Origin of the sequence: Loktanella sp. 3ANDIMAR09 (genome assembly GCF_001420005.1) — a bacterium.
GTDB lineage: Bacteria > Pseudomonadota > Alphaproteobacteria > Rhodobacterales > Rhodobacteraceae > Loktanella.
The window spans coordinates 48,872-74,333 of the sequence record NZ_LJAK01000002.1; the positions used below are offsets into that span (position 1 = coordinate 48,872).

A 25,462-nucleotide genomic window follows, 5' to 3' on the forward strand; every position below is an offset into this window, starting at 1 on the left:
CCACCGCAACGCGGCTTAGCGGATGTTGCGCTGCATGCGGGCGCGTGTCTCTGGTGCGACGACCGGACCACGCAGGGCGGCGGCCCGATTGCGCAGCCTGTCGGCGCTGTCGTCCAGATCCGCGGCGGTGCGGGCATTGACCCGACCCGGGGCCTGCGCCTGCGCCAGCAATGGGGCCAGGGGCTGCAATTGCGGAAAGGGTGCGGCGGCGGCCTGGGGTGTGATCTGGCCGACCATTGCAGGCGGTTGCGTGCAGGCCGTCACTGTCAAAAGACCAAGGATCATGAAGGCGCGCATGGGCTGTCCATTTGTTTGTCGGATCACATTAGGCCGACTGGTGCTGCGACGAAACAGCTTTTCAAGCCTGACCGGGTTCCTTTAAATGCGCCCATGGCACGCAAACAAGGCTCTTATGCGGATACGACCGGGCCGCGGGTGCGCGACGCGGCGCTGCGGCTGATTGCGCAGCACGGGTTTGCGGCGGTGTCGATGCGCCAGATCGCGGGCGAGGTCGGCGTGCAGGCCGGGGCGCTGTACAACTATATCCCTGACAAGCAGTCGTTGCTGTTCGAACTGCTGGACAGCCACATGTCAGAGGTCATGGAGGCGGCGGCGCAGGCGCGGCTGAGCGGTACGCCGCTGCAACGCCTGGAGGGGTTTACCCGGTTTCATATCCGGTTCCATCTGCCCCGTCGGGATGCCGTGTTCCTGTCCTACATGGAACTGCGTAACCTCGCGCCAGAGAATTTCAGCCGTATCGCGGCCAAGCGACGCGCCTATGAGGACAGGCTGGAAATGATTCTGCGCGACGGGGTGGCTGACGGCACATTCGCTGTGGATGACACGCGCATCACGACACTGGCTTTGATTGCCCAACTGACGGGGATCACCAATTGGTATGACCCCGCCGGCCGCCTGACGCTGACAGAGATCGAAACGATCTACTGCGCGTTGGTGCGCAAATCCGTCGAGGCCTGAGGCCGGAACATCAGCTCAGCACAGATCGGTCAGCGGATTGCTTGGGTTGTTGTTGAAGCAGACGTTCACATCGCGCGGTGCTGCAAAGGTGAATGTCGGGATCGTCGTGACCGGCAGCGCCTTCAGGGCGGGGGCATGGGTCGTCCACGTTTCCACGATGATCAGGCGACCGCCATCGTTCGTGATCGGCAGATCATTCACAAGGCTGGACATATCCTGATCCGTCAGCGGTGCCCGGTCCGTGCCACGGACCTCTGACCAGACGACGTGATAGTGTGGCGTCGCATCCAGAAACCCGGTCAGATCGTCCTTTGTGTGATAGCGGACGACGGTCACACGCAGGCCCGGCGACTTGTCATGCAGGTTCATGAACTTTTGCAGCTCGTACATCGAATCGATGTAGGTGTCGTTCACAAGTGCACGTTCGCGGCTCAGGGTATCTGCGATGGTCAGTCCCGTCTTGATGCTGGTCGCCTCGACCCGGAACGCATCGAAATAGACGAGCGTTCCGAACAGCCCCCACAGCAAGAGTGGCGACATGAACAACAGCTCGATCGGGGCATTGCCATCCTCGCGCTGAACCAGTCGGCGTAGCGCGCGTCCAAGGCGGGTCATTGATAGGGCTCCACGACATAGGAACTTGCGGCACGCAGGGCGTAGTATTCCTGGCCCGGTTCCACGACCTTGCGGCCGACACCCGCATAGTTGAACGTCGGATCAAACAGGACGCAGACCCGCAGGATCATCAGGTCGTTGTTTTCAAGAGAGCCAATCGGGAAATCGGTTTCTTCTTCCTCGCGGTCGCGGCAGGGTGCGCTGGCGGCTGGTGTCACCCAGTTGCGCGGATCAACCTTGATCATCTCGAGCCTGATGTCGCGTTCGCAATTTTCGATGACCTTGGAATAATAGCAGATCCGCGCGGTCAGATCGTCATGGGTCGGTTTTTTCAGATAGCCGACACGGACATCGCGCACCGCCAGGTCCAGTGCACGGTCCACCATCACCTGGCGCACGGAATGCACCTGAATCTCGAAAGCGTTGACGAAAATGAAAAAGAAGGCGGGTGCAACGATGAGAAACGGAACGCTGGCAGAACCGTCCTCTGGGCGAAGACGCTCCATGACCTTGCGGATGAACGCGATCATTGGGTCAGCCTCAGTTCTGTGATCTGATCGGCGATCGCCGAGAAAATGGACCCCAGGTTCGAGCCGGTGGTCGCAAAGAACTGCGATGGATCATTGGCGCAATTGCGCATCACCGTGCGGCCGTCGACCGCCTCTTGCGAGGTATCGGTGCCTGTTACCGAGATCGTATAGACCTTGATCCCCTTGTTCTTTGCAGCGGTGCAGATGCTGGACAGCCAGGTATCTGCCTGTGCACCGTCATGTTCGTATACAATGTTTGTGTCGGTAGTCGAACAGCCCGTCCCAAAGCGGTCAAAGCGATTATTGCCGACGAAAGGCATGTTGTTGTTTGCCCAGAACAACATCTCACTGGGCGAGTCGATGAATTCATCGCTCAAGCGGCAGGAGGCAGAGTTCTGGCCGTCGGTCAGCAGGACGATGTATTTCAGCGTGGGCGAGGTATTTGCCCCGGCAACGAGGGTATAGGGGCTGGGCCGGTCGCGAAAGACGTTGTCGACAAACCCGTTTGGCAGAGCCTTGACCACTTCGTTGAACGACGGGTCGAGCAGTGTCGTCGCCCATTTCATGCCTTCGTGGATGGCCGTACCTGCGCGCGGTTCAAGCGACGACAGGCGGCCCTTCAGCAGGTCAGCGTTCTGGCTCAGGATGACCATACGTTCGAAATCATAACGCGGGCAAATGGGCTGTGTCACCGCGGGATTGTTCAGGTCGCGCCCGAACACGTTACCAAAGGAGTTGGTCATCACGGGCTGTGTCTGCCGGTAGGTTCTATCGTCATCAAATACAGTAGTCGCGTATTCTGCCGGATCGAATTCGATGCAGTGCGAAAATCCGTGTTCCGTGACAGGATCGATATCAAGCGCGTTCAGGATTTCCGGGCCAGCGTTCACGCTGTCCGAATAGGGGATGATCGAAATGGAAACACGATCCTGCAGAGAGGGATCCAACAGCTGGTCGATAAAATCCTCTGCCGCGTCGGTGACCAGTTTCATGCGTTTCAAAGTGGTCCCCGGAACCCCGAATTCCATCGAACCCGACAGGTCGAGCACGAGTGACACCTCGATCTTGCCGGACCCCTGGATTGCGGTGGATTGGGAGTTGGCGGTCAGGTAGTCTGGCCCGTTCATCTGGCCGATCCACGGCATGAACATGCTCAGGAAATGCATCCGCACCTGAACATAGCTTTGGACGGTCACCTCGCGCACATTGCGCCCGGTGACGATGACAGGTTCGCCCTTGAGTGCGGCCGCTTCACCCGCCTTGGTGAAATGATCGGTGATCAGGGTTTTGGCATCGGTCGATTGGCGCAGGTTCGCAGAAGCCAGCACGGCCGTATCCGTGATGCCCTGCAATCGCGCGCGCTTTGCCTCAAAGCGCATGAAATCCACGGCGATCCCGCCGACGATGATCATCGGAATCAAGAGCACGAGCGTCAACATGATGATCGTGCCGTTCTCGTCGCGTGCAAAACGGCGTAACCGCAGTGCCGCGGCCGCCATGCCGATCTGATGTGTCAGCCATTTCATAACGCGAAACTCTTGTGTCAGGTCACCATAATGGGTTGCCGGGCGTCACTGGACGCACGTCTCCCGCTGGATGTTTAACTAAACTGCTGTGACGGAATTAGGGCGGGTTCATGGCATGCGCGGCCGCTGTTCACGATTTGCAAACAAATTGGGCATCAGACACGAATCAGTATAGCAATCGCTTGGGCGAGCCGGCCTGGTCGCCCCACACCTAAGGAACCAGAGATGACTCAATCCGATACATCACCCCAGGATGCCCCGCAGGAACCGACCTTTCGCGAGTCGGTGGACATCATGTTCAACCGCGCCGTGGGCCTGTTGGATCTCAGCCCCGGACTGGAAGAAAAGATCAGGGTCTGCAACGCGACCTATGTCGTGCGGTTCGGTGTGCGTCTGCGTGGCAAGATCCACACCTTTACCGGCTACCGGGCGGTCCATTCCGAACACATGGAGCCGGTCAAGGGCGGCATCCGCTATGCGCTGGCCGTGCACCAGGACGAGGTCGAGGCGCTGGCGGCGCTGATGACGTACAAATGCGCGCTGGTCGATGCGCCCTTTGGCGGGTCCAAGGGCGGTTTGTGCATCAATCCGCGCGACTGGGAAGAACACGAGCTGGAACTGATCACGCGACGGTTCGCCTACGAGTTGATCAAGCGTGACCTGATCAACCCGGCCCAGAACGTGCCTGCCCCCGACATGGGCACGGGCGAACGCGAAATGGCATGGATCGCGGACCAGTACAAACGCATGAACACCACCGACATCAACGGTGCGGCCTGTGTCACCGGCAAACCGACGAACGCAGGCGGTATCCAGGGCCGGACAGAGGCAACGGGCCGCGGTGTGCAATTCGCGCTGCGCGAATTCTTTCGCCACCCCGGCGACGTGGCGCGGGCCAACCTGTCGGGCAAGCTGGAGGGCAAGCGCGTGATCATCCAGGGTCTTGGTAACGTGGGCTATCACGCGGCCAAGTTCCTGTCCGAAGAGGACGGCGCCAGGATCACAGGCATCATCGAACATGACGGGTCGCTGTTTGACGAGAACGGTCTGAACGTCGAGGATGTTCGCGCGCACATCGTGGAAAACGGCGGCTTGACCGGTTATGCGGCGGCAACCTTTGACCCGCAGGGGGCAAAGCTGCTGGAACACGAATGCGACATCCTGATTCCGGCAGCACTGGAAGGGGTCATCAACATGACCAACGCCGACCGGATCAAGGCACCGCTGATCATCGAGGCGGCCAACGGTCCCACGACATCGGGCGCTGACGAAATCCTGCGCAAGAAAGGCTGCGTGATCATCCCCGACATGTATGCCAACGCCGGCGGTGTGACGGTCAGCTATTTCGAATGGGTCAAGAACCTGTCGCATATCCGGTTCGGCCGGATGCAGCGCCGGGCCGAAGAGGCGCGTCACCAGCTGTTGGTCGACGAGTTGGAGCGTCTGGACGACATGCTGGAACATCGTTGGTCCATGACACCTGATTTCAAGGAGAAATACCTGCGCGGTGCCGATGAGATCGAACTGGTCCGCTCTGGCCTCGATGACACGATGCGCACGGCCTATCAGGCCATGAGCAAGGTCTGGAACGAAAACGACGATGTCGAGGATCTGCGCACCGCGGCCTACCTGGTGTCGATCCGCAAGGTCGCGGCCAGCTACCGCGCCAAGGGGCTGTAGGGCATCCTCGAAACGCTCCGGGGTTTCGCCATCAATGCGGGCGGAACCCCGGACGCCGATCTACGCCGACGATCCCGGCGTCGGGTGAACTGATTTATGTCTGAACACATGCGGACCGGACTTGCATGACCCGGCCCAAAGGTCAGGTCCAGTCTGAACGACCTGTGCCCACGGCCTGCGCCACGCTGTCGAAACCGTCCCGCGCCAGCAGATCGTCTAGCCCGCGCACAATTTCACCCACCAGCGATAGCCCGCCATAAACCAGCGCGGTGTACAGCTGCACTGCGGATGCCCCGGCGCGGATTTTCTGATACGCCTGTTGCGCCGATCCCACGCCACCGACACCGATGATCGGCAGAGGCGTCAGGCCTGACAATTGCGCCAGCACGCGGGTCGATTTTTCGAACAAGGGTTGGCCGGACAGCCCGCCTTTTTCCTGTGCATGCGGACCGTGTAGCCCGTCACGGTCCAAGGTCGTGTTGGTCGCAATCAGCCCTGCGATGCCCGATGCATTCGCGACCTCTGCCACATCTGCAATCTCGGCGGGGGTCAGGTCCGGCGCGATTTTCAGGAACACGGGAATGGGCCGGGGCAGGGCGGCATTGGCCGTCATCACGCCGTCCAGCAGTGCGCCAAGCGCCGCCTTGCCCTGCAAATCGCGCAGTTTTTCGGTGTTGGGGGACGATACGTTGACCGTTGCGAATGCGACATGCGCGGCACAGCGGGTCAGCACGCGCGCGAAATCGCCCGCACGGTCGTCCGAATCCTTGTTCGCGCCCAAATTCAGCCCAACGATGCCCGCATGACCGGCCAGCCGTTCGGCGATGGCATCCATGCCGTCGTTGTTGAAACCGAACCGGTTGATTGCGGCACCGTCCTGCGTCAGCCGGAACAGGCGCGGCCGGGGGTTGCCCGGCTGGGGGCGCGGCGTGGCGGCGCCGACCTCGAGGAAACCGAAACCGCTGCGTGACAGCGGCGTTATCGCGGTTGCGTTCTTGTCAAATCCCGCAGCGAGGCCCACCGGGTTCGGCAGGTCAAGCCCGGCCAGATTGACCCGCAGCCTGTCGGACGTGACCGGTCCGCCGCGCGGACCCAGGCCCAGTTGCAGCGCGTTCAACGCCAGACCGTGGGCGCGTTCGGGATCAATCGACCGCAGCATCCGCAGTCCGGCCTGTTCCAAAACGTTCATAGATCGTCGGGAAACTGATGCAAACCGTCCACCAGCGGCAGCGGTTTGTGCCAGGCAACGTCGCTCAGCAGCAGTGGACGGTAGAGATGCGGGAAATCGTCGCCACCGCGCGATGGTTCCCACCGCAGGTGTTCGCCCAGCGGTTCCGCGTCGACCGCGACCAGCACCAGATCGGTTGCATCGGCAAAGTGTTTCAGCGCGGTTTCGCGCGCCTGTTTGCCTGTAGAAAAATGGATGTAGCCGTCGGCCAGATCGACCGGTGCGCCTGCCGTGGACCCGTCTGCCTGAAGTGCGGCCCATTCAGGCGCATGGAATATCTTGTATATCAACATGGGCGTTCTTTGCCGTTTGCCTGCGGAATAATCAAGCGCGCCTGTCATCAAACTGACGTAGGGGCCGGTTAGCACGGGTGCTGCGCAATCGTTTGACTCCGCGAATTTCGGGGGTCAGACTTTTCTCAGACACATCCAAATTGGGGAACCCGATGATCTCTCGTATCCTAGGCACCACCTGCGCTGTTGCGCTCGTCGCTGGCGCGGCACAGGCCGAAACCAGCCTGACGATCCTGCACACCAACGATTTTCATGACCGGTTTGAGCCGATCAGCGCGTTCGACAGCACCTGTTCGGCCGAGGACAACGCGGCGGGCGAATGCTTTGGCGGTATCGCGCGGATGGTGACTGCGATCAACGAAGCACGCGCGGCAGCGGCGGGCGACGTGCTGCTGCTGGATGCCGGCGACCAGTTTCAGGGATCGCTGTTTTTCACCCGCTACGGCGGAGAGCTTGCCGCTGAATTCATGACGCAGCTTGGCTATGACGCCATGGCCGTGGGCAACCACGAGTTCGACAATGGCCCCGAGGGGCTGGCATCGTTCCTCGACATGGTCGATTTTCCTGTTCTGTCCGCCAACATCGACGTCAGCCAAAGCAATCTGCTGGCCGGCAAGGTCGCGAAAAGCGTGACGATCGACACGGCCAGCGGCGCGCAGGTCGGTGTTGTATCGGTGCTGGCCGAAGATACGCCGGAAACCTCGTCGCCCGGCGATCAGGTCATCTTTTCATCCATCGTGGACGGTGCGCAGTCTGAAATCGACGCGCTCACGGACGCCGGCGTGAACAAGATCATCCTGCTGACGCATGTGGGCCTGAACGCGGACATGCGTCTGGCCGAGGAACTGACCGGCGTGGACATGATCATCGGCGGCCATTCGCACACGCTGCTGGGTGACATGGAAGGCGCCGAAGGCAGTTATCCGACGATGGCCAATGATGTGCCGATCTTTCAGGCCTATGCCTATGGCAAATACCTGGGCGAAATCGACGTGACGTTTGACGATGCGGGCGAAATCACCGCAATGTCGGGCGCGCCGAAACTGCTGGACGCCTCTGTTGCCGAGGACGAGGCCACGGTGGCGCGTGTTACGGAACTGGCCGGCCCGCTGGAGGAAATCCGCCAGAAGGTGATCGGCGAGACGACCGACGTGGTCGAGGGCAACCGCGACGTCTGCCGTGCGATGGAATGTTCGGGCGGCAACCTGGTGGCGGATGCGATGCTGGACCGGGTCGCTGACCAGGGCATCCAGATCGCGATTGCCAATGCAGGCGGCATCCGTGCCAGCATCGACGCGGGTGAAGTGACGCAAGGCGAGGTTCTGACGGTGCTGCCGTTCCAGAACACCCTGTCCACCTTCGAGGTGACCGGTCAGACGATGCTGGACGCCCTTGAAAATGGTGTCAGCGCAATCGCGGACGGTGCGGGTCGTTTCCCGCAGGTCGCCGGCATGACCTTTACCGTGACCGCATCGGCAGAGCCGGGCAGCCGGATTTCCGACGTGATGGTCGGCGGAGAACCGATTGATCCTGCCGCCACCTACGGCGTGGTCAGCAACAACTACGTGCGCAACGGCGGTGACGGTTATGCGATGTTCGAGGACGCGCAGAACGCCTATGACTTTGGCCCGGATCTGGCCGATGTCGTTGCCGAATACATCGCCGCGAACGGGCCTTACACGCCCTACACGGACGGTCGCATCACGATGAACTGATCCTGTCGGACTGCTGTTCAAGCTTGGGGGCGCTGCGGGAAACCGCTGCGCCCTTTCTGTTTCGAGTGGGGATGATTAGGTTCGGATCATGTGCGGACGTATGGCGATCACACTGCCCCAAGAGGCAATGGTTCAGGTGTTTGACGCCGTGGCATCGAACGACCTGCCCCCTGTGCCCAACTACAACGTTTGCCCGACAGTCGATGTGTATACTGTGACCAGTGACGCGGACACGCGGCGGCTGCGCCCGATGCGCTGGGGGTTCATTCCGCATTGGTACGACAAACCTGGCAGCGGACCTCTCTTGATCAATGCAAGATCCGAAACGATCGCGGAAAAACCAGCGTTTCGTCAGGCCGCGCGGACCCGGCGCTGTCTGATCGTGGCCTCTGGTTTTTACGAGTGGAAACGTGAGGAGGGGGCCAAGCCGCTACCTTGGTATATTACCCGCTCGGACGGCGGGCCGATGGTTTTCGCCGGGGTCTGGCAGGACTGGGACGGAGGTGATGCGCCGCTGACCACTTGCGCTGTCGTGACCTGCGCGGCAAATGACGCAATGGCCCCCATACATCACCGATTGCCCGTCATACTCGCGCCGCAGGATTGGCCGTTGTGGCTGGGCGAGGCCGGGCACGGTGCCGCGACACTGATGAAACCCTGCGCCGATGATGCACTGCGGTTCACGCGGGTGGGGGTGGCGGTCAACAGCAACCGGGCCACTGGCCCGGACCTGATCCTGCCCGTCGATCAATAGGTCAGGGTCGGACGCCCTTCGATCAGCGTTCCGGGATCGATCTGCGTGACGATCTGTTCTTCGATCTCTGTCCGTTGCTCTTCGCAATAGACAGTGCGGGTTTCCCAGCGGCAAAAGAAATTCAGGAAAAGACAGACCCTGACCTGTTCGGTCCCGCAGGCATAGCGGTCGATATAGGTCCGGGTGATCAAATTCACGGCGCGAATTTCCGACGGTCCCTTGTCCAGCAGGATCGGTGATTGCGTCCCGTCGTTGATGAGCGGGGTATACACCTTTTCGCCGGAATCGTTTTGATAGCGCAGATGCACATTCCTGTCGGAATGATTGAAAAAGCAGATATCGACCTGGGTCGAATCCCACGCGGTCGTCAGTTCCTCGTAATAGATTTCCGGCGGGAAAATCCCGTCAGGTTCGATTCGGAACACTTCGTCATTGATGTCGCAGGCCTGATTTGCCGCCTGCGCATGCGCCATGCCAGAGCCGAAACCCAGAACACAGATCATCAAGAGAAAAGCCTGCCGCATTTTATTCCTACTTCGCTTTGTTCCGGTCGAGGTCCGGGCGTTTGTGTTCCGCTATCGGGCCAATCGGGCGATTTTAAGGCGTCTGTCGGGCTTGCACTGACCCGAAATCGCGCGATATAGAAGCGACAAGGACACAGCGCGGGCGTTGTGTAATGGTAAGACCTCAGCCTTCCAAGCTGATGACACGGGTTCGATTCCCGTCGCCCGCTCCACTCCTTTGCTTCAGGGAAATGCACCTTAGGTCGCGGCCTCGCGTGCTTGTGTCCGGCGGTCCCGCCTTTTATGTCCGCACGGACAAAAGGACGAACATCATGGCCGATCATCCCAAATCCAGCGACACCGAGCGCGAAAAGTCCAAGAACATGGGCGCGCTGCGGCAGTTGTTGCCGTTCTTGTGGCCTTACCGGTTGATGATGGCGCTGGCGGGGGCGGCGCTGGTGCTGACGGCCATCGTGTCGCTGATCCTGCCTTTGGCCGTGCGCCGCGTGGTCGACAATTTCGACGTGTCGTCCGCCGTTCTGCTGGATGGGTACTTTGCGGCGGCGCTGGGCATCGCGCTGTTGCTCGCGGTGGGGACCGCGCTGCGCTATTATCTGGTGACGCGGCTGGGTGAACGGGTCGTGGCCGATATCCGTGTTGCCGTGTTCGACCGCATGATCGGCATGTCGCCCGCGTTTTTCGAGAAAATCATGACCGGCGAGGTCCTGAGCCGGATCACGACCGATACCACCCTGATCCTGTCGGTCATCGGGTCATCCGTTTCTGTCGCCTTGCGCAATGTGCTGATCTTCTTTGGTGGTCTGATCCTGATGATGTTCACCTCGGCCAAGCTGACGGGCATGGTCCTGTTGCTGGTGCCGGCCGTGATCGTGCCGATCGTTCTGCTGGGCCGGCGTTTGCGCGCGCTCAGCCGCGAAAACCAGGACTGGATCGCGCAAAGCTCTGGGTCCGCATCAGAGGCGTTGTTGTCCGTCCAGACCGTGCAGGCCTTCACGCACGAGAAACGCAGCCGTCAGGCGTTCTGGGATGTGACGGAAAAATCATTCATCGCCGCGCGCCGCCGCATCGGTGTGCGGGCCTGGATGACAGCCATCGTGATTTTTCTGATCTTTGCCGGGATCGTGGGCGTGTTGTGGATGGGCGCGCGCGATGTGCGCACCGAGGTGATGACCGTGGGCGAGCTGGTCCAGTTCGTGATCTATTCCGTCATGGTGGCTGGGGCCGTGGGCGCATTGACGGAAATCTGGGGCGAATTGCAGCGCGCGGCGGGGGCTACGGAACGGCTGGTCGAGCTGCTGGAATCGCGCGACGCGGTGCAGGATCCGGTCGATCCCGAACCCGTGGGCAACCTGCGCACGGGGCATATCGTGTTTGACAATGTCACGTTCCGCTATCCGGGCAGGCCCAGCGTGGCCGCGCTGGACGGGGTGTCGCTGGACGTGGCACCGGGCGAAACCGTGGCACTGGTCGGCCCGTCGGGTGCGGGCAAGACGACGATCATCCAGCTGATCCAACGATTCTATGATCCCAGCACAGGCCGTATCACGCTGGATGGTGTCGATCTGCGCGACATGGACCGCGCTGATTTCCGGGCGCAAGTGGCGCTGGTGCCGCAGGATCCCGTGATCTTTGCCGATACGGCGCGTGAAAACATCCGCTTTGGCAGACCGAATGCGACCGACGCCGAGGTCGAAGAGGCCGCACGTGCCGCGGCGGCGCATGATTTCCTGACGGCTCTGCCAGAGGGCTACGATTCTTATGTGGGTGAACGCGGCGTCATGCTGTCGGGCGGCCAGAAACAACGCATCGCCATTGCCCGCGCAATCCTGCGCGACGCACCGATCCTGCTGCTGGACGAGGCAACCAGCGCGCTGGACGCACAAAGCGAGCGTCTGGTGCAACAGGCCGTCGATGATCTGGCCCGCAGTCGCACCACGCTGATCGTCGCCCATCGCCTGGCGACCGTGAAAAAGGCGGATCGCATCGTGGTGTTTGACGGCGGACGAATCGTGGCCACGGGCACCCACGACAGCCTTGTGGCTGAAAACGGGCTCTATGCGCGACTTGCGCGACTGCAATTCACCGAAGGTTTGGCTGCGGAATAGCGAAATTGCGTTGCGTCAGTCTTGCGTTACCCCCCCAATCGCGTCCATCGTCCCGACCAGCCAAATGACGATCCACCTAAGGATCGCACACGTCTTGGGAGGGACATCATGGGATACGCCGGCTTCGCCGACCGCAATGCGATTGAACAGGAATCCGCTTGGGCCGATCGGGACATGCCGGTCACAACCTATGCGCAGCTATCTGCCACGGCGGCAAAATTTCCTGACCGTCCGGCGGTCACGTTTCAGCTGTTTTCGGGCCCCAAGGATCCGGCAGAGACCTTTACCTGGTCGCAGCTCAAGGATCGCACGACACAGACGGCCAACCTCTTCCGCAGCCTGGGCATCAAGGAAGGCGACGTGGTCGCCTATATGCTGCCCAATTGTTCAGAGGCGGTGCTGACCTATCTGGGCGGTCAGGTCGCGGGCATCGTGAACCCGCTGAACCCGCTGCTGGAGGCCGAACAGATCGCGGCGATCCTGCGCGAGACGAACGCAAAGGTGCTGGTGACGCTGCGCAGTTTCCCCAAGACCGATGTCGCCCAAAAGGCGGCCGCCGCCGTGGCGCTGGCACCCAACGTCAAGCACGTGGTCGAGGTCGACCTGCACCGCTATCTGACCGGTGCAAAGAAACTGATCGTGCCGCTGATCCGTCCCAAGAACCCCGTCGAACACAAGGCCAAGGTGATCCCGTTCGACAAGTCGGTGTCGCAGCAGTCGACCGAATTGCAGTTCATGGACAGCCCAACGGACCGGGTGGCGGCCTATTTCCACACGGGTGGCACGACCGGCATGCCAAAGGTCGCGCAGCACCGCTATTCCGGCATCATCTATAACGCCTGGTTGGGTGCGCGCCTGCTGTTCACGGAAAAGGACGTGCAGATTTGTCCGCTGCCGATGTTCCACGTCTTTGCGGCCATCGTGTCACTGGGGGCATCACTGGGGTCGGGCGCGCATGTCGTGTTCCCGACGCCGCAGGGCTACCGGGGGGACGGCGTATTCGACAACTTCTGGAAGCTGGTCGAACGTTACAAGGTGACGTTCATGATCACCGTGCCCACTGCGATGTCGGCGCTGATGCAGCGCAAGGTGGACGCCGATATTTCCAGCCTGAAACTGGCGTTCTGCGGGTCGGCACCACTGCCACTGGAACTGTATCGCCGCTTTGAAGAGGCCGCGGGCATCACCATCTGCGAGGGCTACGGCCTGACAGAGGCCACTTGCCTTGTGTCGATCAACCCGCCTGCCGGCGAGAAAAAGGTCGGGTCCATCGGGATTCCCTTCCCGCATACCAAGATCAAGATCATGTCCGTCGAAACCCACGAGGAATGCGCCACCGACGAGATCGGCGAAATCTGCGTGTCCAACCCGGGCGTGTTCAGCGGCCACACCTACACCGAGGCGGACAAGAACAAGAACCTGTTCTACGCCGGTGAGACCGATCAGAACGAATACCTGCGGACGGGCGATCTGGGCCGCGTCGATGCCGATGGCTATGTCTGGATCACGGGCCGGGCCAAGGATTTGATTATCCGTGGTGGCCACAACATCGATCCGGCCGAAATCGAAGAGGCGCTTGCCGGTCATGACGCCGTGGCATTTTGCGGGGCCATCGGCCAGCCTGACAGCCACGCAGGCGAAATTCCCTGTGCCTACGTCGAACTGGTCGCGGGCGCATCGGTCACCGAGTCCGAATTGCTGGACTATGCCAAATCAAAAATCCACGAACGTGCGGCCTATCCCAAGCACCTCGAGATTCTGGATGAACTGCCCAAGACCGCAGTCGGCAAGATCTTCAAGCCGGACCTGCGCAAGCGGGCGATCACACGCGTGTTCGACGCAGCCCTGACCGACAAGGGCATCGCCGCACATGTGGAATCGGTGACCGAGGACAAGAAGCTGGGACTGGTCGCGCATATCGCGACGAAATCCGCGTCCAAAGACGATATCGCGAAGGTGCTATCGGAATACACGGTCGCTTGGGATATGGCAGAGTAATGTCAGGGGGCGGCGCCCAGCCGCCCCGATTCCCAACCGCAGGTCAGGCCCATGTCCCGTTCTCGTTCCATCACCAGGTATTTTCGTCGCGCGCTGTTGGGCGCCGGCATTGCCGTTGCCGGTCTGGCCTTAGCTGCCTGTAGCCCCGAGGATGTGGCCGCGCTGAACGCGCAGGTCGCCACCACCCCAGAGGTCGCCCCTACGCCGCGCACGGGTGGCACACGTCAGGCGCAGTCATCCGGCGGGCTGACATCGCTGCTGTGCGGGGCCGGGTTGTGTACCGATCGCAGACCGAAACCGCAGGGCAACCGCACCTATGTGATCGAAGGCGACGGCGGCGGGCAAATCATCAGCGCCGAGGCTGACCGCGAGATGCTGCGCCAATGGGGTGGCCCGGTCGAAATCCGTTGGTACTGCAATTCGTCCTGCGTGATCTTTACCACGCTGCCCAATGCCTGCCTGGGACCGCATCTGAAAATCGGGTTTCACAGTGCCGATGTGAACCGCGGGTTTGTCGGCAACGAACAGATCGCCAAATATCTGCGCGGCGGGATCAAGGAACGTTTCCTGCGCGAATGGCAATATGTGCCCAATGACGATCTTTATACGATCCGGGCGCGGGACTATGCCCGGCTGGATCCGCAGGTGCGCATCTGCGACTAGAACGTCGGCGGTGTGCAGGCGCTGATCACGACGCAATCCGCGTCTGACAGGTTGCGGAACCGGTGGGGCAGGCGGCTGTCGAACAGATAACCATCGCCTGTGCGCAGGATTTGCGTCTCGCCGTCGACCGTCACCTCGATTTCGCCACGCACGACGATGCCTGCTTCTTCTCCGGTATGTTGCAGGGCCTCGGGCCCGGTATCGGCACCGGGGGGATAGGTTTCGTGCAGGATTTGCAGGGCATGTTCCGCGGCCCGACCCAACTGGCGCAGGGACACATGGGGGCCGGGGGTGTCGTCCTGCGGCGCGATTTCGGTGAACTGGTCGGCGGTATAGAAATGACGCGGCGGGCTGTCGTCCTCGAGCGGGGCGAAAAAGTCGCCCATCGACACCGGAAAGGCATCAAGAAGCGATTTCAGCGATGCCACCGACGGGGAGGTGCGATTCTTTTCGATCAACGAAATCGTCCCGTTCGTCAGCCCGGCCCGTGCGGCAAGTTCGCGTTGCGACAGGCCGTGTTTCTCGCGCAACTGGCGCAGCCTCTCACCGATGTCCATTGATGCGAAATCCTTCTGTTTCCGACATCTCAATGCCTGCAAACGACCCCTGAAAACAAGGGTGTTCGTGCGCGGGGAATATCCGTTGACAAGTATATTAAACGGGTGTCAGTCATATTCAACACAGCCTCCTCCAGCCCGCGAAAGGACCGTCGCATGGCACAGAAAAAGACGACGACGAAAGCACCCAAGAAGTCCGCCGTGAAACAGACGGAACCCCGCACCGATCTGAAGGTCGTGCGTGACATGCCGTTCGAGGCGCATTCCAACGCCGAGCTGCTGAAACGGCGCGAGGCAGCGGTGCCGCGCGGTGTCGCCTCTGCTGCACCAGTCTTTGCCAGCTACGCCGAAAACGCCGAAGTCTGGGACGTCGAGGGCAACCGTTATATCGATTTCGTCGGCGGCATTGCCGTGCTGAACACGGGCCACCGCCACCCGCGCGTGGTTGCAGCCGCCAAGGCCCAAGAGGATCTGTACACCCACACCTCGTTCCAGGTGATGCCCTATGCGCCCTATGTGGAACTGGCCGAGCGTCTGAACGCTCTGGCCCCGGGTGATCACGCGAAAAAGACGCTGTTGGTCACCACGGGTGCCGAGGCCGTCGAGAACGCGGTGAAAATCGCGCGTGCGGCCACAGGGCGTCCGGGTGTCATCGCATTCACCGGTGGCTATCATGGACGCACGTTGCTGACGCTGGGCATGACCGGCAAGATCAGCCCCTACAAAAAGGACGTGGGTCCATTCCCGTCCGATATTTACCGCGCGCCGTTCCCCAGCGCACGTGACGGGATCACCGTGCAGGACGCGCTGACCGGCCTGCGCAACCTGATGCTGACCGATGCGCAGCCGGAACGGATTGCCTGTATCATCATCGAACCCGTGCTGGGCGAAGGTGGCTACGTGCCGGTGCCGTCCGACATGATGCAGGCGCTGCGGGCCCTGTGCGACCAGCATGGCATCATGCTGATTGCGGATGAAATTCAGGCAGGCTTTGGCCGTACCGGCAAATGGTTCGCCATCGAACATTCCGGTGTCGTGCCCGATCTGATCACAGTGGCGAAATCGCTGGCCGGTGGCTATCCGATTTCAGGCGTCATCGGCCGGGCCGAGGTGATGGATGCGATGATCCCCGGCGGTCTGGGGGGCACCTATGGCGGCAACCCGGTCGCATGTGCGGCGGCGCTGGCCGCCATCGACGTGATCGAAGAAGAAGGCCTGCTGGATCGTTCCACCGTGATGGGCGAACATTTCAAAACCCGTTTCGCCGAAATCGGCGCACGGTCTGCTCCCTACCGGATGTGGGACATCCGTGGGCTGGGCGGGATGGTCGCCGTTGAATTCGTCACCGATTTCGCCACGGCAACCCCAGATGCGGACTTGACGAAACGCGTTGTCGCCCATGCGCTGAAACGTGGTCTGGTGCTGCTGTCCTGCGGTCTGCATGGCAACGCGCTGCGCATCATGACCCCGCTGACGGCATCCGATGCGATCATCGAAGAGGGTCTGGCGATCTTTGAAGAGGCGCTTCAGGCGGCGGTTGCCGAACAGCACGCCTGACCAAAGGCGCCATTTGACACGACGGACAGGGGCGGATCGGCGTGATCCGCCCCCTTGTGATTGGCTATCCGGTTTAAGTTTCCGCGTTGTCCCTGTATGGCGGGGGATGAACGCATTCCGCGTCTCCAAAGAGAATAGACATGACACCTTTCGCAATCGCGGGCGTGCAAATGTACGTCCAAGCCCTGCAACCGAACGTCGAAGGCATGATCCAGCGCCTCGATGTGCTGATGGCGCGCTTTCCCTGGACCCAGATGGTCCTGTTTTCCGAACTCTCGCCTTTTGGTCCGTTGGACAAATTCGCCCAGCCGCTGGAAAACGACACGATCAAACGGTTCTGCGAGGCCGCGCGCAAGCATCGGGTCTGGCTGATCCCAGGTTCGATGTTCATCCGTCACGAGGACGGCCGTATCCTGAACACGTCATTCGTCATCGACCCCGATGGCAATGTGATCCGCCAATACGCCAAGATGTTTCCGTTCCGCCCCTACGAGGCGGGCATTTCGGCAGGCACCGAATTCTGCGTGTTCGACGTACCAGAAGTGGGCCGTTTCGGCCTGTCGATCTGCTATGACATGTGGTTTCCGGAAACCACGCGCCAGCTGACATCTCAGGGCGTCGAGGTGCTGTTGCACCCTGTGCTGACGGGCACCACCGACCGTGACGCCGAGCTGGCCATCGCCCGTGCGACGGCGGCGCAATTCCAGTGCTACGTTGTCGACGTGAACGGTCTGGGATCCGGCGGGATCGGCAAATCCTGCTTTGTCGATCCGACGTCGATGGTCCTGCACCAGTCTGGCGGCCAAGAGGACATGTTCCCCATCGAGGTCGATTTCGACATGGTGCGGCGCCAGCGTGAAACCGGGATGAAGGGTCTTGGTCAGGTTCTCAAATCCTTCCGGGATCGGGACGTTGATTTTGACGTTTATGACCGTGCATCGGGTCGGGACGAGTTCCTCAAGACCTTGGGACCGCTGGAGATTCCGCATCAAGGTACACGTGCGGGTCTGCACGTCGATCCGGTCAGCGAGGCCGATGTGCCCCTTGAACTTGATGGTCCGGCGCTAGGTGTTGCAGGCGGGCCGTTGCTGCACCATGGTGTAAAGGGCCAGTAGCGCCTTATGCGCTGCCGGTGCGCCGGCAGCGCCATTTCCGGCGTCCCGCCACAAAGAGATGAGGACAGACCGATGAATTCTGTGACAGAGTATTATTCCGCCACCCAGCTGCGGTCAGACCGCTGGAGTGCGCTACGGGATGTCACAGCCCAGCTGGCCCGCGAAGCACCGGCCAAGATTTCCCCGACACTGCGCAGCCGCGCTGACGAATTGTTCGAACAGCTTGCCGAGATCGAGGCCTACTGGGCCTTTCCGGGCATGCAGGATTTCGATCACATGCGCCGCCAGTTCAGTCACAACAGCTTTGCCGAACTGGCATTCGCGGTGCACCGGGTGGCGCGCGCGCTGACCACCGGTGCCTATCGTCGCCGCCATATTCCACTCGATCAGGCCGAGGCGGACGACCGCGAGGAACACGACGACGAGGCGCTGCTCAGCCCCGAGATGCGCGCAATGACCAAGCCCTATTTCGAGGTGCTGATCGTCGACGAGGTGAACGATCAGCAGGAACGCTGGCTGAAATCGAACGTCCATTCGATGCGCCGTCATGAGGATTCGTTCATCTACGAGGCCGTTGTCGTCCCCTCGGTCGAGGACGCGCTGATTGCCGCGCTGTTTAACCACAATATCCAAGCCGTGGTCGTGCGGCCCGGCGTCACGCTGCGGTCGCGTCAGGATCATCCGATCCTTGGCCGGTTTCTACAGGGTATTGCCAATATCGACCATCTGGACGGTCTGGAACCCGTGGATTTCGGTCCTGCACTTTGCCGCCTGCTGGACGACATCCGCCCGGAACTGGACGCCTATCTGGTCACCGAACGGTCGGTCGAGGCCGTGGCAGGCACCGATCTGGGCAATTGTCGCCGGGTTTTCTATAACCAAGAGGACTTTGTCGAACTGCACCTGAACATTCTGCGCGGTGTGCAGGCACGTTATCGGACGCCCTTTTTCACGGCGTTGACCGAATATTCCAAACAGCCGACAGGCGTGTTTCACGCCATGCCGATCAGCCGGGGCAAATCGATCACCCGGTCGCATTGGATTCAGGACATGGGTGCTTTTTACGGGCCCAACATCTTTCTGGCCGAAACCTCTGCCACGTCGGGCGGGCTGGACAGCCTGCTGGAACCCAACGGCACGATCAAGGAGGCGCAGGAACTGGCCGCGCGTGCCTTTGGATCGAAACAGACGTTTTTTGCCACCAACGGCACCTCGACCTGCAACAAGATCGTCGTTCAGGCGCTGATCAAGCCCGACGATATCGTGCTGGTGGACCGCGATTGCCACAAATCGCACCACTACGGTCTGGTGCTGGCGGGGGCGCAGGTCTGCTACCTGGATAGCTATCCGCTGAATGAATATTCGATGTACGGTGCCGTGCCGCTGCGCGAGATCAAGAAACAGCTGCTGGAACTCAAGGCTGCGGGCAAGCTGGACCGCGTGCGGATGCTCTTGCTGACCAACTGCACCTTCGACGGCATCGTCTACAACGTCGAACGCGTGATGGAAGAATGTCTGGCGATCAAGCCGGACCTGATTTTCCTGTGGGACGAGGCGTGGTTTGCCTTTGCCCGGTTCAATCCGACCTACCGCAAACGGACGGGCATGCGCGCCGCGAACAAGATGCGCGCAAGGTTCAAGACCGACGCTCACGCGCAGGCCTATGCGGCACAGCAGGAACTGCTGGTGGATGCCACCGACGAGGATCTGCTGAACACGCGGCTGGTCGCGTCTCCGCAGGCCCGCGTGCGGGTCTATACGACGCAATCGACGCACAAGACGCTGACATCCCTGCGGCAGGGGTCGATGATCCACGTCAATGACAGCGATTTCAAAGGCGAAGTCGAGCAGGCCTTTCATGAGGCCTACATGACCCATACCTCGACCTCGCCCAACTACCAGATCATCGCGTCCCTTGATGTGGGCCGACGTCAGGTCGAACTGGAAGGTTTCGAATTCGTCCAGCGTCAGCTGGAGGCCGCGATGGCGATGCGCCGCGCGATTTCCACGCATCCGCTGTTGATGAAATACTTCAAGGTGCTGACCGTCGCGGACATGATCCCCGAGGATTACCGCGAAAGCGGGACAGAGATGTATTATGACCCCGACCGGGGGTGGGTCGATATTCTGGATGCCTGGCAGAACGATGAATTCGTGCTGGATGCCACCCGCGTGACGCTGGCCGTCGGCGGCACCGGCTGGGACGGGGACACGTTCAAGACCAAGATCCTGATGGACAAATACGGCATCCAGATCAACAAGACGTCGCGCAATTCCGTGCTGTTCATGACGAATATCGGCACGACCCGCAGTTCGGTCGCTTATCTGATCGAAGTGCTGGTCGAGATCGCCAAATCACTGGACGATCTGCTGGACGATGCATCCAAGATGGAAAAACTGGGGTTCGAGCGCCGTGTCGCCAATCTGACGCTGAACTATCCGCCGCTGCCTGATTTCAGCCGGTTCCACGATGCCTTCCGGGACGATCTGGACTCGCCCGAAGGTGACATTCGTTCGGCCTATTATCTGGCCTATGACGAACAGTCCTGTGATTACATGGACCTGGATGGCACGCTGTATAACGCGCTGGAGGACGGACAAGAGGTCGTATCCGCCAGTTTCATCATTCCCTATCCACCCGGTTTCCCGATCCTGGTGCCCGGGCAGGTCATCAGCCGCGAAATTCTGGCGTTCATGCGGGCGCTGGATGTGAACGAAATTCATGGCTACCGCGCTGATCTGGGACTACGGGTTTTCACCCCCGAGGCGCTGGCCGAGGTTGCAGGCAAACGCAACCGACCCCTGCGCAAAGCCGTGGCCAAGCCAAAAACCAAGCCGAAATCCGACACGAAAACCGCTGCCGAATAAGCAAAGGAAGACCAGATGCCCAAAGCCGTACTTCAGAATATCTCGGATATCCGGCGGTTCTTTCACCGAAACGAAGAACCTGTCTACTTTGTCTCGGCGACCAACTTCAATCTGTTGGGCCTGGACGAATGGGTCAAGAATTTCAAATATATCACCTATATCGACTGCTACGAGGGCAAGCATCCCAACGTGTTCTGCCCGTCCGAGCAGCCGCACGCCGAATTCCAGTCCATCGAGGACATCAACAACTACCTGCTGCAACACAAGGAAGTCATTGATTTCGTCAAACGGCGCGGCGGCAAACCCAAGTTCGTGTTCCTGATGTTCGACGCGGAAACCGAACGTCTGGTTAAGGAACTGGGCGGCGAGGTCTGGTTCCCCAAGGCCAAGCTGCGTCAGTCGATGGACAACAAGATCGAAACCGTCCGCATCGGCAACAAGGCCGGTGTTCCGTCGGTGCCGAACACGCTGGCCGAGGTGAAATCCTACGAGGACCTGCGCGCGACATGCGAAAAGGCGGGGCTGGGCCATGATCTGGTGCTGCAATCCGCCTTTGGCGACAGTGGGCACACGACGTTTTTCATCAAGACCGAAGAAGATTTCCGGCGCCACGAGCACGAGATCGTGGGCGAGGGCGAAATCAAGATCATGAAACGGATCGACTGCCGGGGGTCCGCGATCGAGGCCTGTGCCACGTCGCAAGGGACGATCGTCGGCCCCTTGATGACCGAACTGGTGGGTTTCAAGGATCTGACACCCTATCGCGGTGGCTGGTGCGGCAATGAAATTCTGGCCACGGCCTTCCCGCCCAAGGTCCGTGCCAAGGCGCGTGATCTGACGTTCAAATTCGGTGAGCAGCTCCGCAAGGAGGGCTATCGCGGTTATTTCGAGCTGGATTTCCTGATCGACAAGAAAACCGGCGATCTGTGGTTGGGCGAGTTGAACCCGCGTATCACTGGCGCGTCGTCGATGACCAATCACGCGGCCTTCGCCCATGCGGATGCGCCGCTGTTCCTGTTTCACTTGCTGGAATTCAGCCGCAAGAAATTCAATCTGGACGTGGATGAATTGAACGCGCGCTGGTCGGACCCCGACATGATCGACGGCTGGAGCCAGATGGTCATCAAGCACACCGAGGACAGTGTCGATATCTGCGAAACCGTGCCGGAAACCGGGATCTACAAGATGACCGAGGACGGGCGCGTGATCTTTGACCGGTTTGACTATCACCGTCGCGCGGTTGAATCGGAAAACGAATGCTTCTTTTTGCGCATTCTTCAGCCCGGTGATTACCGCTACGAGGGTGTCGATATCGGTATTCTGGTGACGCGCGGCCGGTCGATGACGAAAAACTTCATGCTGAACGAACGCGCGAAAAAGTGGATTCACGGCATCAAGAAAGAGGTGACTGGCAAGCCATTGCCTGTCGCAGCAGCCGGACCTGCGATGGCCGATCCCGTGTTCAAGATCATGTAATCATGCTGTGGCGCGCACTTTCAGAGGAACAGCCCGGTCCGAAATGGGCCGGGCTGTTCGCCGAATACTGGCCAGCCTATCGCGATTGGTGGATGCGCGAGGGTGAACACGCGCGTGCCACCTATGCCGAATGCCGCAGGGCCTTGGTCAAACATATGCCCGAACTGGTCGATCTGTACGATCACTTGTGCGAACTGGCGGGCGGCGGTGACAAAGCGGCGCGGTTTTTGTCGTTCTGGAATCCGCCTGCCTATCTGTCGGGATGCAGTCAGGCGATCTGGCAGGGACCGGAACCCGTCATGGTGCGCAACTATGATTATGACAGCCGGTCGTTCGACAGCCTGATCCTGCGCACCAACTGGGGCGGTCGCACCGTGATGGGGGTCTCTGACGGGTTGTGGGGGCTGGTGGACGGCGTGAATGACGCAGGTCTTGCGATCTCATTGACCTTTGGCGGACGCAACGTGGTGGGCAAGGGGTTCGGCGTTCCGCTGATCCTGCGCTATGTCCTGCAAACCTGCACCACGACCGAGCAGGCCGGCGCGGTGCTGGTGCGTATCCCCACGCACATGAGCTATAACGTCACCGTGCTGGACGAAAACCGTCAGTTCCTGACCGCGATGATGGGGCCAGGCCGCAAGACGCTGATCACGCATAACGCCGTTGCGACCAACCATCAGGAAAGCGTGGAATGGGCCAGCCACGCGCGTTTCACAGCGACGGTCGAACGCGAAAGGTTCCTGCTGCAACGCCTGACCCTGCACCGCGAACCGCAGGAGACGTTCATCGACGCCTTTTTGAAACCACCGCTGTACTCAACCGCCTTTTCCAAAGGGTTCGGCACGCTTTATACAGCCGTCTATCGGCCCCGGTTGCGCCAGATGGAAGTCCGCTGGCCCGGCACGGTCTGGCCGATGTCGATGCATGATTTTGTCGAGGGCGGCCGCCGCGTGGCGATCCCCGGCGCTGCCTGAGGGGCGATAGGATGGACGCTTTCGATCACGGTTTTCTGTCCGGCCTGTTCGGTGACATGGAAATTGCCGGCCATTGGGGCGCTGATGCGCAGCTTGCGCATATGCTGGCCTTCGAGGCGGCGTTCAGTCGTGCAATGGGGGCCGCAGGTCGGTTCGATCCCGCCTTGGCAGAATCCGCGGCGGCCCATATCGCAGGCGTCCGCATTGATCCGTCCCAGTTGCGTGACGGCATGGCCAGCGACGGTGTGCCGGTGCCTGCGCTGGTGCGCTTGCTCAAATCCGGGGCAGGGGATGCTGCATCCGCGATACATGCGGGCGCGACATCGCAGGACGTGATGGATACGGCCCTTGCGCTGACATTGCAGGTCACCACCGATGCGCTGGACGGACGGCTGGCGCAGCTGATCGACGCGCTGGCGCAATTGTCGGACGCGCAGGGTCAGGCGGCCCTGATGGGGCGGACACGGATGCAGGCCGCACTGCCTGTGACGGTCGCTGACCGGATCCGGTCGTGGCGGTTGCCATTGATCGACCATCGTGCACGGCTGGACCTGGCCCGCGCGCAGACCGAGGTGCTGTCGTTGGCGGGACCGGTCGGGGTCACGGATTTCAACGATGTCGCTGCCGCACTGGCGCAGGCATTGGGTTTGACGGCGCAGCAGACGATCCACAGCGACCGCAGCGGCGTGGTCAGCTACGCGGGTACGCTGGCGCTGATCTCCGGCACATTGGGCAAGCTGGGACAGGATGCGGCACTGATGGCCCAGCAGGGGCTGGGCGAATTGACGCTGCGCGGTGGTGGTGCGTCATCCGCGATGCCGCACAAGCAGAATCCCGTGCTGGCCGAGCTGTTGGTGACACTTGCGCGGTTCAACGCGGGGCAGGCCGGGCTGATGCAACAGGCCATGATGCATGAACAGGAACGGTCCGGGGCGGCCTGGGCGCTGGAATGGATGGTATTGCCGCAGATGGCGCAGGCCACGGGCCGGGCGCTGACCGCAGCACAAGAGCTTGTGTCGATGATCGACAGGATCGGCGCACCGCAAACCTGACAAATTTGTATAGAGGATGACAGGCGCCTGACACCCTGCGGTGGCATCTCCAGTCTCAGCAACCAACTGAGGATGGAGCACCATGAAAACCCTGATGTCACGCACAGTCACCGCAACGCTGGCCGGGACCACGGCCCTTGCCCTGATGCCGGCGACCGCCTTTGCCGTGCCCGCCGGCGGCTATGGCGATCTGGTCGAACGCCTGAACCCCGCCGTCGTCTTTATCGAGGTGTCGGGCAGTGCCCGTGGCCCGTCGATCGAGGACAGCCTGCCGCCCGGTTTCCCGCGCGAGGAACTGGAACGCCGTTTCGGCCCCATGTTCCCGGATCAGGGACGTCCCGTTCAGGGTCTGGGGTCCGGCTTCATCCTGTCCGAGGACGGGATGATCGTGACCAACAATCACGTCGTCGAAGATGCCGATACCGTGACGGTGAAACTGGCCGATGGCACGGAATACGAAGCGACGGTGCTGGGCACCGACCCGCTGACGGACCTTGCCGTGCTGGATATCGAGGCAGAGAATCTGGCGACCGTTTCCTGGGGCGTCAGCGCTGAGGTGCGCCCCGGTGACGAGGCGCTGGCCATCGGCAACCCCTTTGGACTGGGTGGCACCGTCACATCAGGTATCGTGTCGGCTGTGTCGCGCGATATCCGGTCCGGCCCCTACGATGATTTCATCCAGACCGACGCGGCGATCAACCGTGGCAATTCCGGCGGGCCCTTGTTCAACGCAGACGGCGAGGTGATCGGCGTCAACACGATGATCTTCAGCCCCGGTGGCGGCAGTGTCGGAATCGGCTTTGCGGTGCCGTCGGATCTGGCACAGCGTGTCGTGGCCGATCTGGCCGATGACGGCACCATCGCACGCGGCTGGCTGGGGGTGCAGATCAGCCCGATGAGCGACGAGATCGCCAATGTGCTGGGCTATGACGACCCGATCGGCGCAGTGGTCGAGGTCGTCTCTGACGACAGTCCCGCCGCCTCGGCCGGTCTGCTGGAAGGCGACATCATCATCCGGTTTGCCGACAGCGAAATTGGCGACGTCGGTGATCTGACCCGCGCGGTGGCGGATATTGCACCCGACACGCAGGTGCAGGCCGTCGTATTGCGGCGCGGCAGCGAACAGACGATCGATGTGACCGTCGGCAACCTGGCCGACCGGAACATCTGATCGCAGCCACGGCGCGGCCTGCTGCCCCAGGTCGCGCCTCGGACCCCCGGCCGGATGCACTGTGTGCGGGGGTGAAAAGGGTC

22 protein-coding genes and 1 tRNA gene are annotated in these 25,462 nt (G+C 61.1%); 15 read left to right on the forward strand and 8 right to left on the reverse strand.

Annotation, left to right across the window (positions count from 1 at the left end; genetic code table 11):
• Positions 1-15: 15 nt before the first annotated feature.
• Positions 16-297, reverse strand: coding sequence for a hypothetical protein (locus AN189_RS03100; protein WP_056030949.1), 282 nt, complete (start codon positions 295-297; stop codon positions 16-18).
• 93 nt (positions 298-390) lie between these two features.
• Between AN189_RS03100 and AN189_RS03105 the strand changes: the two genes are divergently transcribed.
• Positions 391-978 (forward strand): TetR/AcrR family transcriptional regulator, encoded by a 588-nt coding sequence (locus tag AN189_RS03105; protein ID WP_056030952.1) that lies wholly within the window; start codon positions 391-393, stop codon positions 976-978.
• Positions 979-993: 15 nt separating this feature from the next.
• Here AN189_RS03105 and AN189_RS03110 read toward each other — a convergent pair whose 3' ends face one another.
• Genes AN189_RS03110 through AN189_RS03120 form a run of 3 tightly spaced genes read right to left on the reverse strand, consistent with a single transcriptional unit; the run spans position 994 to position 3,649 of the window.
• Entirely contained in the window at positions 994-1,593 is a 600-nt protein-coding gene (locus tag AN189_RS03110) for a TadE/TadG family type IV pilus assembly protein (protein WP_056030955.1), read from the reverse strand.
• Positions 1,590-2,123 (reverse strand): TadE/TadG family type IV pilus assembly protein, encoded by a 534-nt coding sequence (locus AN189_RS03115; RefSeq protein WP_056030957.1) that lies wholly within the window; start codon positions 2,121-2,123, stop codon positions 1,590-1,592. The genes AN189_RS03110 and AN189_RS03115 overlap by 4 nt, the downstream gene beginning before the upstream one ends.
• Positions 2,120-3,649, reverse strand: coding sequence for a pilus assembly protein (locus tag AN189_RS03120; RefSeq protein ID WP_056030960.1), 1,530 nt, complete (start codon positions 3,647-3,649; stop codon positions 2,120-2,122). Before AN189_RS03120 ends, AN189_RS03115 begins: the two co-directional genes overlap by 4 nt.
• Before the next feature lie 225 nt (positions 3,650-3,874).
• Between AN189_RS03120 and AN189_RS03125 the strand changes: the two genes are divergently transcribed.
• A complete protein-coding gene (locus tag AN189_RS03125) occupies positions 3,875-5,329 on the forward strand; it encodes a Glu/Leu/Phe/Val dehydrogenase (protein WP_056030963.1) in 1,455 nt (484 codons plus the stop codon).
• Positions 5,330-5,471: 142 nt separating this feature from the next.
• Here AN189_RS03125 and AN189_RS03130 read toward each other — a convergent pair whose 3' ends face one another.
• Positions 5,472-6,518, reverse strand: coding sequence for a quinone-dependent dihydroorotate dehydrogenase (locus tag AN189_RS03130; RefSeq protein WP_056030966.1), 1,047 nt, complete (start codon positions 6,516-6,518; stop codon positions 5,472-5,474).
• A complete protein-coding gene (locus tag AN189_RS03135) occupies positions 6,515-6,850 on the reverse strand; it encodes a DUF952 domain-containing protein (protein ID WP_056032059.1) in 336 nt (111 codons plus the stop codon). Before AN189_RS03135 ends, AN189_RS03130 begins: the two co-directional genes overlap by 4 nt.
• Positions 6,851-7,002: 152 nt before the next feature.
• Between AN189_RS03135 and AN189_RS03140 the strand changes: the two genes are divergently transcribed.
• Both AN189_RS03140 and AN189_RS03145 read left to right on the forward strand, forming a co-directional pair.
• Positions 7,003-8,565, forward strand: coding sequence for a bifunctional UDP-sugar hydrolase/5'-nucleotidase (locus AN189_RS03140; protein WP_157057368.1), 1,563 nt, complete (start codon positions 7,003-7,005; stop codon positions 8,563-8,565).
• An 88-nt stretch (positions 8,566-8,653) separates the two neighbouring features.
• The gene (locus tag AN189_RS03145) at positions 8,654-9,319 is read left to right on the forward strand and encodes an SOS response-associated peptidase (protein ID WP_056030968.1); all 666 of its coding nucleotides are present in this window, start codon (positions 8,654-8,656) and stop codon (positions 9,317-9,319) included.
• Here AN189_RS03145 and AN189_RS03150 read toward each other — a convergent pair.
• Positions 9,313-9,843 (reverse strand): hypothetical protein, encoded by a 531-nt coding sequence (locus tag AN189_RS03150; protein ID WP_157057369.1) that lies wholly within the window; start codon positions 9,841-9,843, stop codon positions 9,313-9,315. The genes AN189_RS03145 and AN189_RS03150 overlap by 7 nt on opposite strands.
• A 138-nt stretch (positions 9,844-9,981) precedes the next feature.
• On the opposite strand from AN189_RS03150, the gene AN189_RS03155 reads away from it, so the two are divergent.
• From AN189_RS03155 to AN189_RS03170, 4 genes are all read left to right on the forward strand, one after another.
• Positions 9,982-10,055 (forward strand) — tRNA-Gly (locus AN189_RS03155).
• Positions 10,056-10,154: 99 nt separating this feature from the next.
• The gene (locus tag AN189_RS03160; protein ID WP_056032066.1) at positions 10,155-11,948 is read left to right on the forward strand and encodes an ABC transporter transmembrane domain-containing protein; all 1,794 of its coding nucleotides are present in this window, start codon (positions 10,155-10,157) and stop codon (positions 11,946-11,948) included.
• 108 nt (positions 11,949-12,056) lie between these two features.
• Positions 12,057-13,946 carry an acyl-CoA synthetase gene (locus tag AN189_RS03165; protein ID WP_056030974.1) on the forward strand — a complete coding sequence of 630 codons (1,890 nt, stop codon included), beginning with the start codon at positions 12,057-12,059 and terminating at the stop codon, positions 13,944-13,946.
• A gap of 51 nt (positions 13,947-13,997) precedes the next feature.
• Positions 13,998-14,609, forward strand: coding sequence for a hypothetical protein (locus AN189_RS03170; RefSeq protein ID WP_157057370.1), 612 nt, complete (start codon positions 13,998-14,000; stop codon positions 14,607-14,609).
• On the opposite strand, the gene AN189_RS03175 is transcribed toward AN189_RS03170, so the two are convergent.
• Positions 14,606-15,166, reverse strand: a complete 561-nt coding sequence (locus AN189_RS03175) for a cupin domain-containing protein (RefSeq protein WP_056030980.1) — start codon at positions 15,164-15,166, stop codon at positions 14,606-14,608. The two genes, AN189_RS03170 and AN189_RS03175, sit on opposite strands and share 4 nt — an antisense overlap.
• A gap of 246 nt (positions 15,167-15,412) precedes the next feature.
• Between AN189_RS03175 and gabT the strand changes: the two genes are divergently transcribed.
• The 7 genes from gabT (at position 15,413) to AN189_RS03210 (ending at position 25,379) form a co-directional block, all read left to right on the forward strand.
• Positions 15,413-16,723, forward strand: a complete 1,311-nt coding sequence (gene gabT, locus AN189_RS03180; RefSeq protein WP_056032069.1) for a 4-aminobutyrate--2-oxoglutarate transaminase — start codon at positions 15,413-15,415, stop codon at positions 16,721-16,723.
• Between the two features lie 140 nt (positions 16,724-16,863).
• Complete coding sequence (locus AN189_RS03185) at positions 16,864-17,838, forward strand: carbon-nitrogen hydrolase family protein (RefSeq protein WP_083484232.1); 975 nt, start codon at positions 16,864-16,866, stop codon at positions 17,836-17,838.
• Between the two features lie 72 nt (positions 17,839-17,910).
• Positions 17,911-20,706, forward strand: coding sequence for an aminotransferase class I/II-fold pyridoxal phosphate-dependent enzyme (locus AN189_RS03190; RefSeq protein WP_083484233.1), 2,796 nt, complete (start codon positions 17,911-17,913; stop codon positions 20,704-20,706).
• A gap of 15 nt (positions 20,707-20,721) precedes the next feature.
• Complete coding sequence (locus AN189_RS03195; protein WP_056030983.1) at positions 20,722-22,182, forward strand: biotin carboxylase; 1,461 nt, start codon at positions 20,722-20,724, stop codon at positions 22,180-22,182.
• A 2-nt stretch (positions 22,183-22,184) separates the two neighbouring features.
• Positions 22,185-23,156, forward strand: coding sequence for a C45 family autoproteolytic acyltransferase/hydolase (locus AN189_RS03200; protein WP_056030986.1), 972 nt, complete (start codon positions 22,185-22,187; stop codon positions 23,154-23,156).
• 11 nt (positions 23,157-23,167) lie between these two features.
• Positions 23,168-24,208, forward strand: a complete 1,041-nt coding sequence (locus AN189_RS03205; protein WP_056030988.1) for a 3-carboxy-cis,cis-muconate cycloisomerase — start codon at positions 23,168-23,170, stop codon at positions 24,206-24,208.
• A gap of 94 nt (positions 24,209-24,302) precedes the next feature.
• A complete protein-coding gene (locus AN189_RS03210; RefSeq protein WP_253279539.1) occupies positions 24,303-25,379 on the forward strand; it encodes a S1C family serine protease in 1,077 nt (358 codons plus the stop codon).
• The last annotated feature ends 83 nt before the right edge of the window (positions 25,380-25,462 follow it).

Bases quoted from the DNA above. Each gene is read 5' to 3' on its own strand.
- AN189_RS03100 (WP_056030949.1), bottom strand. From the start codon at position 297: ATGCGCGCCTTCATGATCCTTGGTCTTTTGACAGTGACGGCCTGCACG.
- AN189_RS03105 (WP_056030952.1), top strand. From the start codon at position 391: ATGGCACGCAAACAAGGCTCTTATGCGGATACGACCGGGCCGCGGGTG.
- AN189_RS03110 (WP_056030955.1), bottom strand. From the start codon at position 1,593: ATGACCCGCCTTGGACGCGCGCTACGCCGACTGGTTCAGCGCGAGGAT.
- AN189_RS03115 (WP_056030957.1), bottom strand. From the start codon at position 2,123: ATGATCGCGTTCATCCGCAAGGTCATGGAGCGTCTTCGCCCAGAGGAC.
- AN189_RS03120 (WP_056030960.1), bottom strand. From the start codon at position 3,649: ATGAAATGGCTGACACATCAGATCGGCATGGCGGCCGCGGCACTGCGG.
- AN189_RS03125 (WP_056030963.1), top strand. From the start codon at position 3,875: ATGACTCAATCCGATACATCACCCCAGGATGCCCCGCAGGAACCGACC.
- AN189_RS03130 (WP_056030966.1), bottom strand. From the start codon at position 6,518: ATGAACGTTTTGGAACAGGCCGGACTGCGGATGCTGCGGTCGATTGAT.
- AN189_RS03135 (WP_056032059.1), bottom strand. From the start codon at position 6,850: ATGTTGATATACAAGATATTCCATGCGCCTGAATGGGCCGCACTTCAG.
- AN189_RS03140 (WP_157057368.1), top strand. From the start codon at position 7,003: ATGATCTCTCGTATCCTAGGCACCACCTGCGCTGTTGCGCTCGTCGCT.
- AN189_RS03145 (WP_056030968.1), top strand. From the start codon at position 8,654: ATGTGCGGACGTATGGCGATCACACTGCCCCAAGAGGCAATGGTTCAG.
- AN189_RS03150 (WP_157057369.1), bottom strand. From the start codon at position 9,843: ATGCGGCAGGCTTTTCTCTTGATGATCTGTGTTCTGGGTTTCGGCTCT.
- AN189_RS03160 (WP_056032066.1), top strand. From the start codon at position 10,155: ATGGCCGATCATCCCAAATCCAGCGACACCGAGCGCGAAAAGTCCAAG.
- AN189_RS03165 (WP_056030974.1), top strand. From the start codon at position 12,057: ATGGGATACGCCGGCTTCGCCGACCGCAATGCGATTGAACAGGAATCC.
- AN189_RS03170 (WP_157057370.1), top strand. From the start codon at position 13,998: ATGTCCCGTTCTCGTTCCATCACCAGGTATTTTCGTCGCGCGCTGTTG.
- AN189_RS03175 (WP_056030980.1), bottom strand. From the start codon at position 15,166: ATGGACATCGGTGAGAGGCTGCGCCAGTTGCGCGAGAAACACGGCCTG.
- gabT (WP_056032069.1), top strand. From the start codon at position 15,413: ATGCCGTTCGAGGCGCATTCCAACGCCGAGCTGCTGAAACGGCGCGAG.
- AN189_RS03185 (WP_083484232.1), top strand. From the start codon at position 16,864: ATGACACCTTTCGCAATCGCGGGCGTGCAAATGTACGTCCAAGCCCTG.
- AN189_RS03190 (WP_083484233.1), top strand. From the start codon at position 17,911: ATGAATTCTGTGACAGAGTATTATTCCGCCACCCAGCTGCGGTCAGAC.
- AN189_RS03195 (WP_056030983.1), top strand. From the start codon at position 20,722: ATGCCCAAAGCCGTACTTCAGAATATCTCGGATATCCGGCGGTTCTTT.
- AN189_RS03200 (WP_056030986.1), top strand. From the start codon at position 22,185: ATGCTGTGGCGCGCACTTTCAGAGGAACAGCCCGGTCCGAAATGGGCC.
- AN189_RS03205 (WP_056030988.1), top strand. From the start codon at position 23,168: ATGGACGCTTTCGATCACGGTTTTCTGTCCGGCCTGTTCGGTGACATG.
- AN189_RS03210 (WP_253279539.1), top strand. From the start codon at position 24,303: ATGTCACGCACAGTCACCGCAACGCTGGCCGGGACCACGGCCCTTGCC.